We start from the raw sequence: 14,785 nt of genomic DNA, 5'->3' as shown, positions 1-14,785 counted from the left end.
TGGCCTGCCAGTCGCGTTGCTGTCCCACGGACTTGGCATGCCACCACCGATTCGACGCGTCGAAAGCCTCACGTCCCCACCGTCGAACGACCTCGGCCTCGTAGCGGTCGTTGAAGCCTTCGAGCATCACGTCCATGCGCGGTTCGCGGCCCTCTCGACGCATCTGCAGGGTGTGTTCGACCGAGCTGATGCGCCGGTCCAGGGCCTCACGGTCCTCTGCGAGCTGTGTCAGGTGGGCCTGGAGGGCTTCGACCTCGGCGGTCGGCGTCTCGAGGGCGTTGAGGACTGCGGTGATCTCGGCCAGTGGCATACCTGTGTCACGGAGCAGGAGGACGCGTTGCAGGCGAGCGACCGCGTCGGGACCGTAGTAGCGGTAGCCGTTGGACCCGACGCGGTCGGGCTCGAGAAGCCCGATGCGGTGATAGTGGCGCAGCGTGCGACCGCTGATGCCTGCGCGTTCAGCGAGCTCGTGCACCGTCCATTCCATCACCGGTCTCTTGTTCGTTCGACGTCCTGCTCAGTGTGCCGGGCCTGAGGTCAGGCCGAGCTGTGGCAGCCCAAGGCGCAGGATCTCGGACGCGGGAGTGCGGACGCTTTGGGCGGCCGTGGTTCCCGTGGCGTCGAGGTATGCGCGGACAAATCGAGCACCGGCTGCATAGCCGGCCCCGGTCGGCAGGCCGACAGGCTCGGCACCGAATAGTTGTGCACTGGAGTCGCCAAGAACCCAGGCGGCGAAGTCGGCCATGCCAGTGACGCCCAGGCCGCTGGCAACCTTCGCCAGTACCCGGTCGTCAGAGCGGGTTTCGTCGCGTACGAAATGGGTGTAGCCGGCGTCACCATACAGTTCGGACGCGAACACGTCCGCGAGCCCTTCAGACACAACGTGCTCGCCAACCGTCACCGTCTGTGGGTCCCACACTACCCCGCCAGGTGAATAGCGCACGTTGTGGTGCAACTCATGCACCGCAATCGCCTCGAGGCGATCAAGGACGCGCGAGGTGGGCCAGACGGTGATGGCGATGTAGCCGCTGATACCACCGAACCCTGATATCCCTTGCACCTCGTCGACGAAGTGCCTGTTAGTCGGATCCCCCAGGACGAGCAGCACGGTCAGGTCGGGGATCGTCACCCCCGGATCAGCAGACGTCAACGCTGCCACGCCGTCCTCGAGGGCCTTCTCGATGCGAGTCCACGCATCTGTCGCAACAAGGGACTCCAGACCTTCACGGACCTGCTCGAACGCAGAGTCCGCACGGAAACCGAAGTTCTGCTGGTGCACAGTGGCCATGTCCACACCACCGGGGATGAAGTGGTACATCCCCGCCATCGGAGCCCACATGTCACGGATGAGGTCCGCGCAATCCTTCGCATCCGCCGTCAGGACTCGACTCATACCCGAAGCGCTGTCAATCATTGAAATGGTCATGACAAGAGACTATAAACATTGCCGTTACGACAAGGTCAACCCTTTACTCGATCAATGTCCCCGGTCAGTACAGCTAGTTGTGCAGTCTGGGGAAGCCATTCTTCTACCTTGCAACAGAATGCGAAGGCCAGCGGCGACGATCGTTTCGGAATCACCATTCTGTTTTTCATGCAGCGAGGCGTATAGCGGAGCGAGTTCCCTGTTGACCGCTGTGCGTTGCTCGCCTCCCGCGACCGGAGCAGTCGCGGCGCTACCGATCACAAAGTTCGACAGGGCATAGCCTTCGCCGAGTGGATCACACGAGCCGTCATCAGTGAGCAGTACGCACATACGCTCGGACAAGCGGAGATAGTTCGGACCCCGGGGCGCGCGCATGGCGATGACTTGACAAGCCCAAGTATGTCGAACGAGATGTCGATAGTACGCGATGAGCAGCGCGTGCAGTTCAGAGTGTTCGAGGGCTTCCTGCAGTTGCGTGTCACAACCGAGCACATAATCGAGGGCGAGGTCGAAGAGGTCGTCCACCGACGTGATCCGGGAATAGAGGCTGGCGGGCGCGACGCTCATTCTCAGCGCGACTGCTCGTATCGTAAGGGCGCGCAGCCCTCCCTCATCCAGCAACTCAGCGGAGATGGAGGCGAGCCTGCCCACATCCACTGCACGGTTTCTGCGAACGGTCCTGCCTTGATCCCAGTAGTTCACACTACAACCTTAGCCGAACTATGTTAGTTTAATTGCGTGTTGCATGTCGGATATCTCCCCTTGCGCCAAGATCGCGCGGTACTTCGTGCCATGGAGCACAAAGACGCGGCCGCGTACGCCGTTGGCGCAGACGACCCGCTGGTGCGCGAGTTCGCCCACCTGCCAGAACCCGAGTACACCGAAGCTTCGGTCTCCCGACTGATCGATGGAGTGATTCGCGAGGGCCTCACTCGTGGCGATCTTGCGGTGCTGACGGTTGCCGATCCAGGCACAGACGAGTTCATCGGCAGCTTGGTGTTGTTCAACGTGGACACCGAAGCGGCCGAAGTGGGTTTCTGGGTGCGCCCCGATCACCGGGGCCGAGGTGCGGCTCACGCTTCCCTTTCGCTCGCGAGCACGCTGATCCAGCGGAGCGGACTCACCCGACTCACCGCACGCACCGTGCCTGAGAACCTGGGGGCTCAGCGCGTACTCGAACGCGCCGGGTTCACTCGCGGCGCGCGAGCCCGCTCCATGGCACCTTCCGGGGAAGAGGTCCTTCTGTTGCATTACTCGCGTGAGATCCGGCCGTCGGCACCGCTGCCGTGAGCCACAGACCGCTGGAGTCATGGAACACCGCGGACGTCACGAAGGAGATATCACAACGGTCAAAACCGGCCCCGAAGATGACGCCAAAGCCTTGGCGCTTGTTGTCCCCGATGATGGTTACCGCTACAGCGTTGTTCTCGAATTCCCTTCAGCCTAGGCTCGATGCATGGACAGCGCAGAGCCGATCAGCGTTCGGACTCCAGACGGCCGAATACTTTCCGGCCTGAGTTTCGGACCACGCAGCGGAAACCCAGTGCTGTTCATGGCGGGTGCTGCCACCGGTAAGTCTATGCACTTTGGTGCTGACCTCCTGCAGGGCATGAACGTCCGGCTGCTGACAATGGATCGGCCAGGCATGGGCGATTCGACATTTCATAGCGAACGCACATTGGCGTCAACAGCTGACGACTATCGAAGTTTTGTAGAGACCACTCTCGGCCGTTCGGGATCGATCCCGGTGGTCGCGAATTCGCAGGCGAGTGTCTTTGGTCTCGCTGCAGCCGCCGATGGGTGGGCCTCAAAGCTGGTCTTGGCCTCCCCAGCAGATGAGCTAGCTCACCCGCAGATACACGAGATGCTTCCTGCGGAAGCGACTCAGCTGTCTGATCTCGCTCGCGCGAACCCTCGTGAAGCGGAACGGGTACTGACTATGCTCACTCCCGCTGACATGGAGTCGATGGTCCTTGAAGGTGCAAGCGAAGAAGACCGCGCGTTCTACTTCGGTGACAGTTTCCTGTCGCTCTATCGGCGCGCCCTGGAGGAGGGCTTCGAGGGCAACGGACGTGGCTACGTGCGCGACACGCTTATCGCTATGCGCCCTTGGGGCCTACGGCTCAGCGATATTCAAACGACCGTGACAATTTTATTCGGTGTGGGGGATCTTGGTCATTCGCCGGACCACGGCGCTACGCTCGCAGAACGGTTAGTGAACGTCCGGCGAGAGGTTTTGTCAGACGCAGGAGGGGCACTGCTCTGGACACATGCGGGTCGAGTATTCGAGACAATTCTCGGCCGCAAGAATTTACGACCCGACTGAGTCGACTGTCACCCAGGGGTTGACAGGCTTGCGGGCTCTGGGTCATAGTGGTCTCATGACCAGTAACCCCGGGGGTGACAGCAGCTCCGACACTCGACTTCTGACTTGGACAGATGTCCTTGCGCATAGGGTCGACGACCCCTCTGCGTTTGAGCAGGTTGTTGCGCGGCTCACAGGGTGTGGCTTGAGCCCCCAACATGTACACGAGGCTCTCGCCGATGGCGGGGACGCGCTGTACGCAGCGGCCCAATCGGGAAGCGCAGATTGGAGCGATGCTTTCGGCGGCCCGTTGGCCGTGGCACTTCTCGCAGCGGAGGTCGGAGCGCTCGCCGCGCACCTGAACTGGCGGGCTTCTGGTATCCGTTCGTTGGCCGTCGATGCATTGCTCGAGGATTTCAGTGCGGTCGCGGTTGCCGGCGAGCTGGGAGTAGCGCGCCAGAAGGTATACGAAATAGCCAAGGGTGGGCTCCGTCCGCCCTACATCGAGAATGTCCCCTGGAGGACCCCATGAAAACCGTTCGCGAAACTGTCGCGTTGCCGGACTCCACCGAGCAGTTGCTCGTGCATCCCTTGGACATAACCGATTCCAGAAAGCCATTCGTCGCATCCTGGTGGCTCTCGATGCTGGCGATGCCGACGGTCGTGTTTTGCTTCGCTGCGCTGCTGTGGATCGTGAGCAACAATTACGTGACCCCGATCGCAGTGCCCCTCGCGTTGGCTGTTGCAGCTGGCCTCCTCGCCGCTTACCTGCGGAAAGAAGCCTGGGCCTACATCCCTCGCAAGCGTCAGGACTTGCAGCGGCGTTTTCCGACGAGGTGGATCTTGCTCAGATCGGTAGTTTCGACAGCCTCGCTTGTTGCAGGATTGGCATTGCTGACGCTGTGGATCGTCGACCACGAACTCGATACGAGCGTACTCAGCTACATACTTGGAACTGCCTTCGGCATCGTTTTTCTGATGCTCATCGGCCTCTTATGGAGGGCGCTTGCGCCTTCACGGTTGACAGCCGAACTTGATAGTTGGGCCGTGCAATTGACAAGACTCATTGCTGTCGGAGTCGCAGTCGCAGTTGCTTGCCTCATCGTCGGCCAGCGCCGTAATCTCGCTGACTTCGACATCTCGAGCATCGTGCTCGGCGCAACTGTCATCATCGCTGTGCAGGTGATTTGGTGGCTGATCTCTCTGTGGTTGTCGAGAAAGGACGCTGCGCGATCCGCTGCGCTGCTCGAATGATATCGCACGCTTAACAGCGGCGAACCTGACGAAATCTATTCCTGTTACCAACCCGAAGCCCTCGGGGACTTCGGCCTGCCAGAAAGGCGCCAACATGCCCGCAATCAGAATCCAAAACTTACGCAAGACCTTTGGCAAACACGTCGCCGTCGGTGACGTCGATCTCAACGTCGCGCAAGGAGAGATATTTGGCATCCTCGGCCCCAACGGTGCAGGCAAGACGACGACCGTCGAATGCCTAACCGGGATGATCCGACCCGATCGGGGCGAGATCCGCGTACTCGGATTGGATCCCGCGACGGATTTGAGCGCACTTCGCCACACCGTCGGATACCAACTCCAATCCAGTGAGCTGCCCAATGAAATGCGTGTCGGCGAAGCGCTGCAACTGTTCGCTGCCTTCTATCCGAACCCCGCCGACATCGACGAGTTGCTAGAGACCGTGGGGCTTCGCGCACATCGGAAGAAGGCCTTCAGTTCGCTGTCCGGCGGACAGAAGCAACGACTCTCCATCGCGCTGGCGCTAGTCGGCAACCCGCGCATCGCGGTACTGGATGAGTTGACCACCGGTCTCGACCCCCAAGGGCGCCGCGACGTCTGGGAGCTGATCGAGAACGTTCGCGAGACGGGGGTGACGATCGTATTGGTCACGCATTTCCTGGACGAAGCCGAGGCTCTCTGCGATCGTTTGGCGATCATCGACCACGGCCACACCATCGCAGAGGGCACACCGAGCGAACTTATCGAAGCCTCGGGCCTCCCCAGCAACGAACGGCGCCCGTCTCTGGAGGACGCCTACTTGGCGATTATTCATAACAATGAGCTGCTTCGGGCAGCCTGACGAAAGGACACGCATTGAACGCGCTCCCCGCACTGATCCGTAGCGAAGCAACTTTGTTGAGCCGAAATCCGACAGCGATCTTTATGGCTCTACTCTTCCCGACTGCACTCCTTCTTCTTCAGGGACTCGTCATACCCGGTACTGATGAAGTGCTTGGAGGAGATGACCCAGCCTTTGCGCAGCTGCGCGCGATCGACCTGTTCATTCCGATCGCACTGACCGTCGCACTCGGTAGCGTTACGCTCACCAACTTCCCGTCAGCGATCGGAGGGTACCGGGAAAAGGGCGTACTTCGACGGCTTGCCACCACCCCGGTCGGTCCGCAGCGGGTGCTCATCGCACAAGTGATTCTCAGCGGAGTTTCCCTGGTGCTGGGAGCGGCGATCGCCGTGGTTGCGGCCGTAATGCTCCTGGATGCCCAAGCGCCACGATCCGTGTTCCTCGTTATCGGCGTCTTCGCGCTTGCCGCAGTGCAGATGCTTTGCCTGGGGTCGCTGATCGCCGCACGCGCCAGCACAGCACAGAACGCGAACGGGATCGGCATGGTCATCTTCTTTGTATGTCTGTTCACCGCAGGTGTGTGGACTCCAGGGCCCCTGATGGCTGAGCCGCTGCGGCAAATCTCCGGATACACGCCCTTAGGAGCAGCATCCCAATCACTCACCGCGGCCTGGTACGGCCAGCCGATGTCACTCATTCCGATCGCAGTCATGGTGATATGGACGGTTCCTTTGCTTTTCATTGCTATTCGAACCTTCCGCTGGAGATGACAGGTAACGCTGCAATCGCCCCGGCAACGGCCCCAAAATTAAGGCAACGTGACTCCCTTGACTTGTCATCCTGGGGACGGCTCTATCGCCGCTGTATGCCTCAACTTGTGAAAGTTCGCCATGCACGCGTTGTTCGGCGGCATCGGATCTGGAGTTCTCGATGCCATTGCAAGATTCGTGGCTTCTCTGAGAGCAGCAATAGACGCCCGGTGAGATGAATACATCCCACCGGGCGCCTCTTTGCCGCGCTACTCTCGCGTCGATGTCGAACGGCGCAGGAGCAACAGGGCTCCGCCTCCGATCAGCAGTGCGAGCATGATCACGACCAGCCAGACGGGGATCGTGGCACCCGTCACCGGAATGTCGTCGCCGGAGTCATCACCGCTGGTCACGGTCAACGGCGCCTCGGCCGCGAGACCGGTGGTTCCGCCCACCGCCTCGATGACGTGATCGCCGACTTCAGTCTCGTCCGGGATGGTGACGGTCGCTCGGAAGCTGCCGACCTCATCCGCCTCGAATGTTCCGAGATCAACCGGGTCGGAGAACAGCGTGAGCGCCACCTCCTCGCCGGAGCCGAAGCCGCGACCGGTCACCTCCACGGTTCCGCCCTGAGCAACACGGTCGGAGCTCAGCGACAGCTCGGCGTCGAGAACGGGAACATCGCCGACTTCGATGCTCACCGGCTCAGACACGGATGCCTGGAACTCGGCCTCGTCATCCGGCACGTAGTGAGCGGTGAAGGTGTGCGTCCCCGCAGTCTCGAGCGTCACCTCGGCGCTGGCAGTGCCGCCGTTCACGGATGCCGTGGCGACGACACTCTCATCGCTGACGAACTCCACCTGCCCCGTGGCATTCTCCGGTGTCACGGTCGCGGTCAACGTCACGCGCTCACCGGCCACGATGTCGGTCGGCTCGGCGCTCAGCGAGACTCCCGTGGCGACGGGGTCGTCGCCGTCGGAACTCTCGACGAAGAGCGTTGCGCGCGCTTCCGCGTTCGACTCTTCACCGAAGGCGACAACCACGTATTCACCGTCGGTGAGGTCGGTCGGCACCGTGATCGTCGTATCGATCTCGCCGGCATCATTAGCCGTCGCGTCGACGGTTTCGTCGTCGACGATCCATACATCGACCGACTCCCCGGGAGCGAATCCGGAGCCCTGAACTCCCACGGTGTCCCCGGGAGCAGCGCGGTCGACGCTGAGTTCGATCTCGGGCAAGTATCCCGAGTCGGGATCTTCGACCACGATTTCCAGTTCCACCGATGCCGAACGCACGCCGTCGTCCACCGTCACAGTGACCGTAAAGGTACCCGGCTCTGCGTACGTGTGCTCTCCCACGACTGCGGCATCCGCCAGCTGTATCGTGCTGACGGGGCTGCCATCGCCCCAGTTCACGGTCGCAGTTTCTGCGTCGTAGCCGCCTGTGACCGTCGCCAGCTCGGTCTCGAAGCGTTCTCCCGCGACCTGGTCGGGTACCGTCGACGCTTCGACTTCGAGCAGGTTCGACGAGGAACGATCGCCATCGGATGCGACTGCGAAGACGTGCACGCGTCCATCCCTGAGGTTCCCGGGTTCGGTCGGCATCTCGAGTCGTTCGACGACCTTGGGTTCACCCTGCTCATCGACATCGAGAGCCACGGGAGCCGTCGAGTAGATTGCGGTGTTCTTGCCTTGGCCCTCTTCTTCGACACCCTGGAGGCGGTCGTCCACAACCGCCAGCACCGTGTTGTCGAATGCCGGATCCCCGGCCGCTCCCACCCAGTCGCCGAACGCGAGCGCTACGGTTTGGGTCGAGCCGTCTGTGAAGTGCAGCGTGACCTCTTGGTCGCGATCGCCCTCATTGGCCATGCCGATGAAGGCGATCTCCGTCGCGTCATCTCCGAGGTCGACCCACACCGTCTGCCCCTCGCCTGTGATGTTGTCGGGCTCGCCGGGTTCGACGTCAGGCAGGTCGAAGGTGAGCTCGGTGCCGTCGAGTTCGTAGGTCTCGCCCTGAACGAAGCCGTCCTCGGCGAGCTTCGTTCGGTCGTATCCGTACTGCTGCCCGTCGCAATCAGCTGCCACCGCGCCGACGTCGCCGATGCAGACGACGTTGAACATGCCCTCGAGCGTGTAGTCGCGGGTAACGTGCACTGTCGTCGATGTCGCCGCCGTGTTACCGGATGAGTCGCTCACCGAGATGCCGACCGTGTAGGTACCGGGCGCATCGAAGGTGTGCGGTGCCCTGACCGTCCACGCCCCGAGGCCGTCACGAGTCAACGTGACCTCGTCGGTGCTCGAGCCGTCGCCATAGTCGACGACGACCGTGTAACCGTCCGCCGTCTCCTCCTGACCGAGAATCGTTGCGAGTGTTCCGCTGAACTCTTCGTCGACGGAGACTGTCTGCGAGGATGCGGGACGAACCTCGAGATCGGAGTCGCCCGCCGAGCGCGCGTAGAGTTCTATCTCGGCAAGCCGCAGAGCACCTTCGGCCGAGCTGACCTCCAACTTATAGCTGGTGAAGCCGCCCGCTTCGTCGACGGAGAACGGCCGGGTCTGCGTCAACCACTGGAAGTTCTCGTCTGAACGACTGTCGAGTTCAACCCACGTCGAGCCGTCAACCGACCCCGACAGGGTCCATGACGTCGGCGTGCCGTCGCTTTCCACGCTCGTGAGCGTGTACCGGTCAACGGCGACCGGCCCGGAATCCGAAGTCCACACGAGTTCCGCCTCGTCGGATTCGAACGTCGTCGACGAGTTCATGTTGTCATCGACCAGGGAACCGACGGGGGTGCCGTCTGTCGCTGTCAGGGTTCCGTGGTCGGGATGCGTCGCGTCAACCAGCGGAGTCGGCACGTCCAAATCCTCGGTCAGGTCCTTTGCGCCCCAGGTCGATGGCTCATCGGACATCGTGAACGTCATCGTGCCGCCGTCACGAAGGAGCTGACCGTCGAAGGTGGTTTCGGTGAGTGCGGTGCCGTTGATGTCGATGCCGTCGACATACATCGAACCGGTTGCCGCACCCTCGGACTCGATGGTGATCTCGGTTCCCTCCACATCCAGCGTGATGCTGTCGAACAGCGGGCTACCGATGGTGTAGTTGCCGGAGCCGACCTCGAGCGGATAGAACCCGAGTGCGCTGAAGATGTACCAGGCCGAGAACTCGCCGTTGTCCTCGTCACCTGGGAATCCCTGGCCGATGTCGCCACCGACGAACATCCGCTGCTGGATGTCGCTCAGCATCTCCTGAGCCATGCTGGGGTCGCCGGCTTCGGCGAGCACGTAGGGGATGTGGTGGGCCACCTGGTTGGAAAGCCCCAGCATGCCGAGCCGAACGTCGCGAGCCTCACGCGCCTCGTGGATGCCGGAGCGGTCGGCTCGCTCGCGTTCGTTGAAGAAGTCGTAGAGTTCGTCGAGCAGACCGTCACGACCCCCGTACAGCGCAGCCATACCGTCCACGTCGTGAGGAGCGTGGAAGGCGAAGGTCCAGCCGCTGGCTTCCGTGAACGCACCACCCCACGCCTTCTTGTCGAAGTCTTCTCCCTCGGGCCACGTGCCGTCGGCGTTTCGTGCGGTGAACACTCCGGCGTCGGGGTTGTACATCTCGACGAAGTTCTGCGCACGATTGTCGAAGTAGTCGGCTTCTTCCAGCAGCTGCTCGACGCGATCTTCCGGAGTTTCCGGATCCTCGGCGAGCGCCCGTGCCATGGTGGCGATGCCGAAGTCGTTGATGAAGCCTTCGAGCCCCCACGATGCGCTTTCGTGCGTCGATGCGTGCGTAAAACCGAGGAAGATCGACCGCTCCAGGCCCTTCCGGCCAACGGCGCTCGACTCCGGCAGGACCGTCGCGTTCTTCACGGCCGCGTCGTACGCCTCGAGCGCAGTTTCCGTGCTGAGCGATCCCGCCATGTAGGCCTCGGCGAACGCGACATCCGAGCTGGTTCCTGTCATGAGGTCGGCGTAGCCGGGCGACGACCATCGCGAAAGCCAGCCGCCTTCACGATAGTGCTCGACGAAACCGTCGACGAGCTCCCCTGTCTGTTCCGGATACAGCATGGCGTACAGCGGCCACGCGGTGCGATAGGTGTCCCAGAACCCGTTGTTGACGTAGATTTTGCCGTCGACAATGGTCGCGTTCGTCTCCGTGTCGTTTGCCTCGCCGGTCTGTTCGAACGGGCTTGCGTACCGATACTCGGGCTCCTCCGCTGTTCCGACGTTCTCGAACTGCGAGTTGGGATACAGGTTCAATCGATACAGGCTGGAATACAGCGTGGCCAGCTGGGTGTCGGTCGCGCCCTGGACATCCTTGATGACGGATAGCCGCTCATTCCAGGCGTTCGTGACCGCGGAGTGCAGCGCGTCGAACGACTGACCATCGAGCTCGAGAGCGTGGTTATGGGCTGCCTGATCGAGCGAGATCATCGACGTCGCGATGCGCAATTCGACGGTTTCGCCATCCGCGGTATCGAACGCCGCGTACTGGGCGTGTTCCCGGTCGCCCTGCGGAGCATCACCCGCGGAAATCGGCGTGCCATCGAACGTGCCGTAGATGAACATCCTGCTACGGCCGGGGTATCCAGAACCACCGTCGACCCACCCCGTGACCGTGCCGTCTGCGGCGATTTCCAAGTTGGCCTGCCCTTCGACGCTGTCGACGAGCACGGAGTTCTCGTCTTCTGCGAACGTGAAGCGGTAGACGGCACCGTGATCGGTTGGCACGACCTCTGTGAAGATGCCGTTCTCGAACTCGACCGAGTAGATGTCGGGGCGAGCCACTTCGTTATCGTGCTGGAACTCGAGCCTGCGGTCGTTCAAGGTGCTCGTCGGATTGGCGTTATCAGCGGGCAGCACCGCGAGCTGATTGCGGTCGCCCATCCAGATGCTCGGCTGGTGGGAGAAGCCGATGCCCTGCAGTGCCGGCAGGTTGTTCGAGGTGTTGTTCTGGTGGTAGTGGTAGATCGTGCCGTGGTTGTCGGCATTCGTCATCGGCACCAGGAAGTTGAAGCCGTTCGGCCACGCCGCAGCCGGGATGTGGTTGCCGCGCGAGAATCCGCCGGTGGAGTTCGTCCCGCGCCGGGTGTCCACGTATGAGACCAGACCGTCTGCAGTGTCCACCGGCTCGGCGTGTTCGATGGTGACGTCATCCAGCCATCCGCTGAACGCCGTGTCGCCCGTTGCGACCTCGACATTCTGCACGTCGTCACCCGGGTGGTCGTAGGAGAACCGGATTTCGGTGATCGTCTTGCCCGCGAACGGGCCGAGATCGACGGCGATCCTGTTCCACTGGTCCGGCCACAGCTTGTTCGCGTATCCCTGCGTGCGGGCGTCGACCGAGTAACCGTACGAATCAGTGGCTTCCGAACCGGAGAGCGTCGAGCCATCGTCGAACACGAGGTCTACCGCGACGAAGGTCGCAGCGTACGTCTGTTCGCCGTCGAGGTCGGGGAAGATCATGTAGGAGAGCTCGGTGTCCTGCTCCACCGCGATTGCGAGGTCGTCGAACAGCACGGAGGTGGATGCCGCCGGGCCGCTGGCCAGGTGACGCCCGGAGTATTGCAGTGCCTGCAGACCGCTCCAGCCGACATTCGTCTTCGCCGTATACGAGCTGGTGGGACCATCGCCGATCTCCAACGCGAGGTCGGACGGGTCCGTCTGCGCGTCTGCGTCGCCGATGAGCGTCCAGTCGGCGAGCTGAACGAGGTCGACATCGCCGCGGACAGCGCTGATGTCCAGGCGATAGTGGGTGTACTCAGCGGTGGGTTCATCGAGGTCGAAAGTCAACGTTTCGTGGCGTGCGTCGAAACGAACATCAGACTGTTCGTCAATGGTCTCCCAGTCAGTGCCGTTCGTGGATCCCTCGATCGTGAAGGTGTCCGGGTCGCGATCCTCGGCGTCGTTGGCGGAGGTGAGCACATACTGTTCGATGGAGTGCGGCTCCGACAGTTCGTACTGTACCCACGCAGGGTGCGAGAAGCTCAGCCACTTGGTGCCGGAGTCTCCGTCGGCGAGGTTCTCAGCGACCTCGTTGGGGTCGTTCTCGTCTGAGGCGCTCACCGACGCGACCAGATCGAGAATGCTGCCGGGATGCCCGCGCTCCCCCGCCAGGTTGACGGACTCCCCCGTGCCTTCGAGCACGGGGGCGACGTCCTCGGCCTCGAATGATGAGGAGAACGTCGTGGCGCCGTCTTGCTCCTGCGCAATCGCCGGCATCGTGCCGAGTGTCGAGGCCGTAACGGCAAGGGCGATACCCGAGGCATACATCGTTCTGCGGATTGCCCGCGCTGGTGCTTTCGTCGGCGTGTGCTGTGGGACCGGCATTGGTGCTCCTGGGTTGACGTCGTCGTTATGACATCGCTGTCATACTGAGTGAACGCTAGCACAGTGTCGGCACCCTGCCAAGGGCCCGCGAGGTGTCGGTACACTCGGCTGTAGCTTGCACGAGGGGATGAACATGGCGGCAACTCCGCAAGAGATACCGGCGAGGTCGACCCTCGCGCAGGTCGCTGAGCGGGCCGGTGTCAGCCTGAAAACCGCCTCCCGCGCACTGGGCGGCGAGGCCTATGTGAGCGAGGAAACGCGTGGGCGCGTGCTCGCGGCAGCCGCAGATCTGGGCTATCAGCGCAACTCTGCTGCCAGTCTGCTCGCAAGCGGACGACTCGCGGTTTCGATCGGACTCATTACGGGAGACTTCGCGAACCCCTTCTATTCGACTCTCGCTGCCGCCGTTGAAGACGAGGTTCGGCCCCGCACCATTCACCTGTCAGTCGCCAACTCTCGCGAATCTGCGGAGCAGGAATGGCTCCTGGCCCAAGACCTCGCCGATAGACAAGCGCAAGCGCTGATCGTGGTGTCAGCGCTACAGGATCACGCCGCCTACTCGCGCCTCCAATCACGGGGCATTGCGGTCGTCTTCGCCGATCGCACAGCCATGAACCTGGATGCCGACTCGGTCGTCTTCGACAACCGGGAAGGCGGACGCCTGGCCGCTCAGCACCTTCTCGACGCCGGTCATTCCAGAATCGCCCTCATCGGCGACTACGAGTGGCTCCCCACCTACCGGGAGCGCAAAGCCGGCATGGCGGAAGTCCTCGACGCTGCAGGCGTCCAGTGGCGTGATCTGATTCGCAACGACGCCCACGGGGCACTCGAAGCACGCCAGTTCGTGCGCGAGCTTCTCGAACTGGAGGATCCGCCGACCGCGGTTGTTGCCGGCAACAACCGCAGCCTGCTCGGTCTCACTCAGGAACTCGCTGCGCGAAAGGGTCATGCAGCCCCCGCGGTCATCGGTTTCGATGACCCCGAATGGGCGCAAGTGCTCGGCATTACCGTTGTGGCAGGCGACGTCGCCGAGATGGGCCGTGCTGCGGCCCGCCTCGCCCTACTGCGCATGAGCGAGCGCTCTCGCCCGATCGAGAACGTCGTGATTCCGATGCGCTTGATCAGGCGCGATTAGGCATCGATCACAGGTTGATCGTGACGTCCCCTTGCTCTTGCAGCTCCTCGAGAAGTTCCTGAACAGCGACGTCCTGCTCCTGTGAAACTGCCTGCTCGGCCAGCTGATCGCGGACTTCCTCGAAGGGAGGAACTTCTCCTGCCTCTTCGCCCATCTCTTCCTGCTGCGCGATAAGGGTGTCGTACTGCTCGCGCAGCTCGTCCTCGCTCGGTTCGGGCACGTCTGTCGCGCTGTCGATGTAGGTGGTCAGCTGATACTGCATCGCGGCTTCTTCGCGGATGTCCTCCTCGGACATACCCTGCTCGGACAGCGCAGCGATCAGCTCGTCGACAGAGCCCATTCCGTTCTGCGTCGCCACCTCTTCGAGCGTCGTATCGATATCCTCGTCGGTTGCTTCGATGCCCGCATCCGCAGCCGCTTGCGACAGGAGGAGGTTGTTCACCAGCATCTGGGCGACCTCCTGCTTGAGCGCCTCCTCGTCGAGCTCCTGCGCGGGGTCCTGCTGCATCATCATGGTCTGCTGCAACTGCGCCTCGTACGCCTCGGCGAACTCTTCGCGCGAGATCTCCTCGCCGTTCACGACAGCGACGACCTCGGGGACACCCTCTAAGTCTGCTTCCGGAGCAACCTCCTCGGGGCCCGCCGGCGTATCAGTCTGCTCAGGTTCTTCGTCTCCGGCAGCACATCCGGCCAGCGCCATCACCACGACAAGGGAGAGGGCCGCCAGCGAACGCTTGAGTGGCATAGAGAAGCTCCTT

The 14,785-nt window shown here is 62.3% G+C and carries 12 protein-coding genes; 7 read left to right on the top strand and 5 right to left on the bottom strand.

All coding sequences use genetic code 11. The annotated features are described in order from the left end of the window. The 3 genes from Q0O95_RS10350 to Q0O95_RS10340 form a co-directional block, all read right to left on the bottom strand. A partial coding sequence (locus Q0O95_RS10350; protein WP_293698101.1) for a MerR family transcriptional regulator occupies positions 1 to 475 on the bottom strand: 475 nt, incomplete at its 3' end. A gap of 42 nt (positions 476 to 517) precedes the next feature. Continuing rightward, on the bottom strand, positions 518 to 1,426 hold the full coding sequence (locus tag Q0O95_RS10345; RefSeq protein WP_293698098.1) for a DUF2268 domain-containing putative Zn-dependent protease: 909 nt from the start codon (positions 1,424 to 1,426) through the stop codon (positions 518 to 520). Positions 1,427 to 1,477: 51 nt separating this feature from the next. After that, positions 1,478 to 2,128, bottom strand: coding sequence for a TetR/AcrR family transcriptional regulator (locus Q0O95_RS10340; RefSeq protein ID WP_293698096.1), 651 nt, complete (start codon positions 2,126 to 2,128; stop codon positions 1,478 to 1,480). Positions 2,129 to 2,164: 36 nt separating this feature from the next. Between Q0O95_RS10340 and Q0O95_RS10335 the strand changes: the two genes are divergently transcribed. The 6 genes from Q0O95_RS10335 (at position 2,165) to Q0O95_RS10310 (ending at position 6,596) form a co-directional block, all read left to right on the top strand. Then, positions 2,165 to 2,716, top strand: coding sequence for a GNAT family protein (locus Q0O95_RS10335; protein WP_293698093.1), 552 nt, complete (start codon positions 2,165 to 2,167; stop codon positions 2,714 to 2,716). Positions 2,717 to 2,882: 166 nt separating this feature from the next. Continuing rightward, a complete protein-coding gene (locus tag Q0O95_RS10330; protein WP_293698090.1) occupies positions 2,883 to 3,752 on the top strand; it encodes an alpha/beta hydrolase in 870 nt (289 codons plus the stop codon). A 184-nt stretch (positions 3,753 to 3,936) separates the two neighbouring features. Then, positions 3,937 to 4,263: a hypothetical protein gene (locus Q0O95_RS10325; RefSeq protein WP_293698088.1), complete on the top strand. Its 327-nt coding sequence runs from the start codon at positions 3,937 to 3,939 to the stop codon at positions 4,261 to 4,263. Then, positions 4,260 to 4,985 carry a hypothetical protein gene (locus tag Q0O95_RS10320; protein WP_293698087.1) on the top strand — a complete coding sequence of 242 codons (726 nt, stop codon included), beginning with the start codon at positions 4,260 to 4,262 and terminating at the stop codon, positions 4,983 to 4,985. The genes Q0O95_RS10325 and Q0O95_RS10320 overlap by 4 nt, the downstream gene beginning before the upstream one ends. Before the next feature lie 94 nt (positions 4,986 to 5,079). Then, the gene (locus Q0O95_RS10315) at positions 5,080 to 5,826 is read left to right on the top strand and encodes an ABC transporter ATP-binding protein (RefSeq protein ID WP_293698086.1); all 747 of its coding nucleotides are present in this window, start codon (positions 5,080 to 5,082) and stop codon (positions 5,824 to 5,826) included. A gap of 14 nt (positions 5,827 to 5,840) precedes the next feature. After that, positions 5,841 to 6,596 carry an ABC transporter permease gene (locus Q0O95_RS10310; RefSeq protein WP_293698083.1) on the top strand — a complete coding sequence of 252 codons (756 nt, stop codon included), beginning with the start codon at positions 5,841 to 5,843 and terminating at the stop codon, positions 6,594 to 6,596. A 248-nt stretch (positions 6,597 to 6,844) separates the two neighbouring features. Here Q0O95_RS10310 and Q0O95_RS10305 read toward each other — a convergent pair whose 3' ends face one another. Continuing rightward, on the bottom strand, positions 6,845 to 12,892 hold the full coding sequence (locus Q0O95_RS10305) for a GH92 family glycosyl hydrolase (RefSeq protein WP_293698080.1): 6,048 nt from the start codon (positions 12,890 to 12,892) through the stop codon (positions 6,845 to 6,847). Between the two features lie 133 nt (positions 12,893 to 13,025). Between Q0O95_RS10305 and Q0O95_RS10300 the strand changes: the two genes are divergently transcribed. Continuing rightward, positions 13,026 to 14,027, top strand: coding sequence for a LacI family DNA-binding transcriptional regulator (locus Q0O95_RS10300; RefSeq protein WP_293698078.1), 1,002 nt, complete (start codon positions 13,026 to 13,028; stop codon positions 14,025 to 14,027). A gap of 7 nt (positions 14,028 to 14,034) precedes the next feature. On the opposite strand, the gene Q0O95_RS10295 is transcribed toward Q0O95_RS10300, so the two are convergent. Then, entirely contained in the window at positions 14,035 to 14,772 is a 738-nt protein-coding gene (locus Q0O95_RS10295) for a SurA N-terminal domain-containing protein (RefSeq protein ID WP_293698076.1), read from the bottom strand. Between the last annotated feature and the right edge of the window lie 13 nt (positions 14,773 to 14,785).

This window comes from uncultured Agrococcus sp. (assembly GCF_945915485.1).
Classification (GTDB): Bacteria; Actinomycetota; Actinomycetes; order Actinomycetales; family Microbacteriaceae; genus Agrococcus.
This window is presented reverse-complemented; position numbering and strand designations above follow the sequence as displayed.

What these genes read in the sequence shown, in the direction of transcription:
- Q0O95_RS10300 (WP_293698078.1), top strand. Translation starts at nt 13,026, where the DNA reads ATGGCGGCAACTCCGCAAGAGATACCGGCGAGGTCGACCCTCGCGCAG.
- Q0O95_RS10315 (WP_293698086.1), top strand. Translation starts at nt 5,080, where the DNA reads ATGCCCGCAATCAGAATCCAAAACTTACGCAAGACCTTTGGCAAACAC.
- Q0O95_RS10330 (WP_293698090.1), top strand. Translation starts at nt 2,883, where the DNA reads ATGGACAGCGCAGAGCCGATCAGCGTTCGGACTCCAGACGGCCGAATA.
- Q0O95_RS10305 (WP_293698080.1), bottom strand. Translation starts at nt 12,892, where the DNA reads ATGCCGGTCCCACAGCACACGCCGACGAAAGCACCAGCGCGGGCAATC.
- Q0O95_RS10295 (WP_293698076.1), bottom strand. Translation starts at nt 14,772, where the DNA reads ATGCCACTCAAGCGTTCGCTGGCGGCCCTCTCCCTTGTCGTGGTGATG.
- Q0O95_RS10320 (WP_293698087.1), top strand. Translation starts at nt 4,260, where the DNA reads ATGAAAACCGTTCGCGAAACTGTCGCGTTGCCGGACTCCACCGAGCAG.
- Q0O95_RS10345 (WP_293698098.1), bottom strand. Translation starts at nt 1,426, where the DNA reads ATGACCATTTCAATGATTGACAGCGCTTCGGGTATGAGTCGAGTCCTG.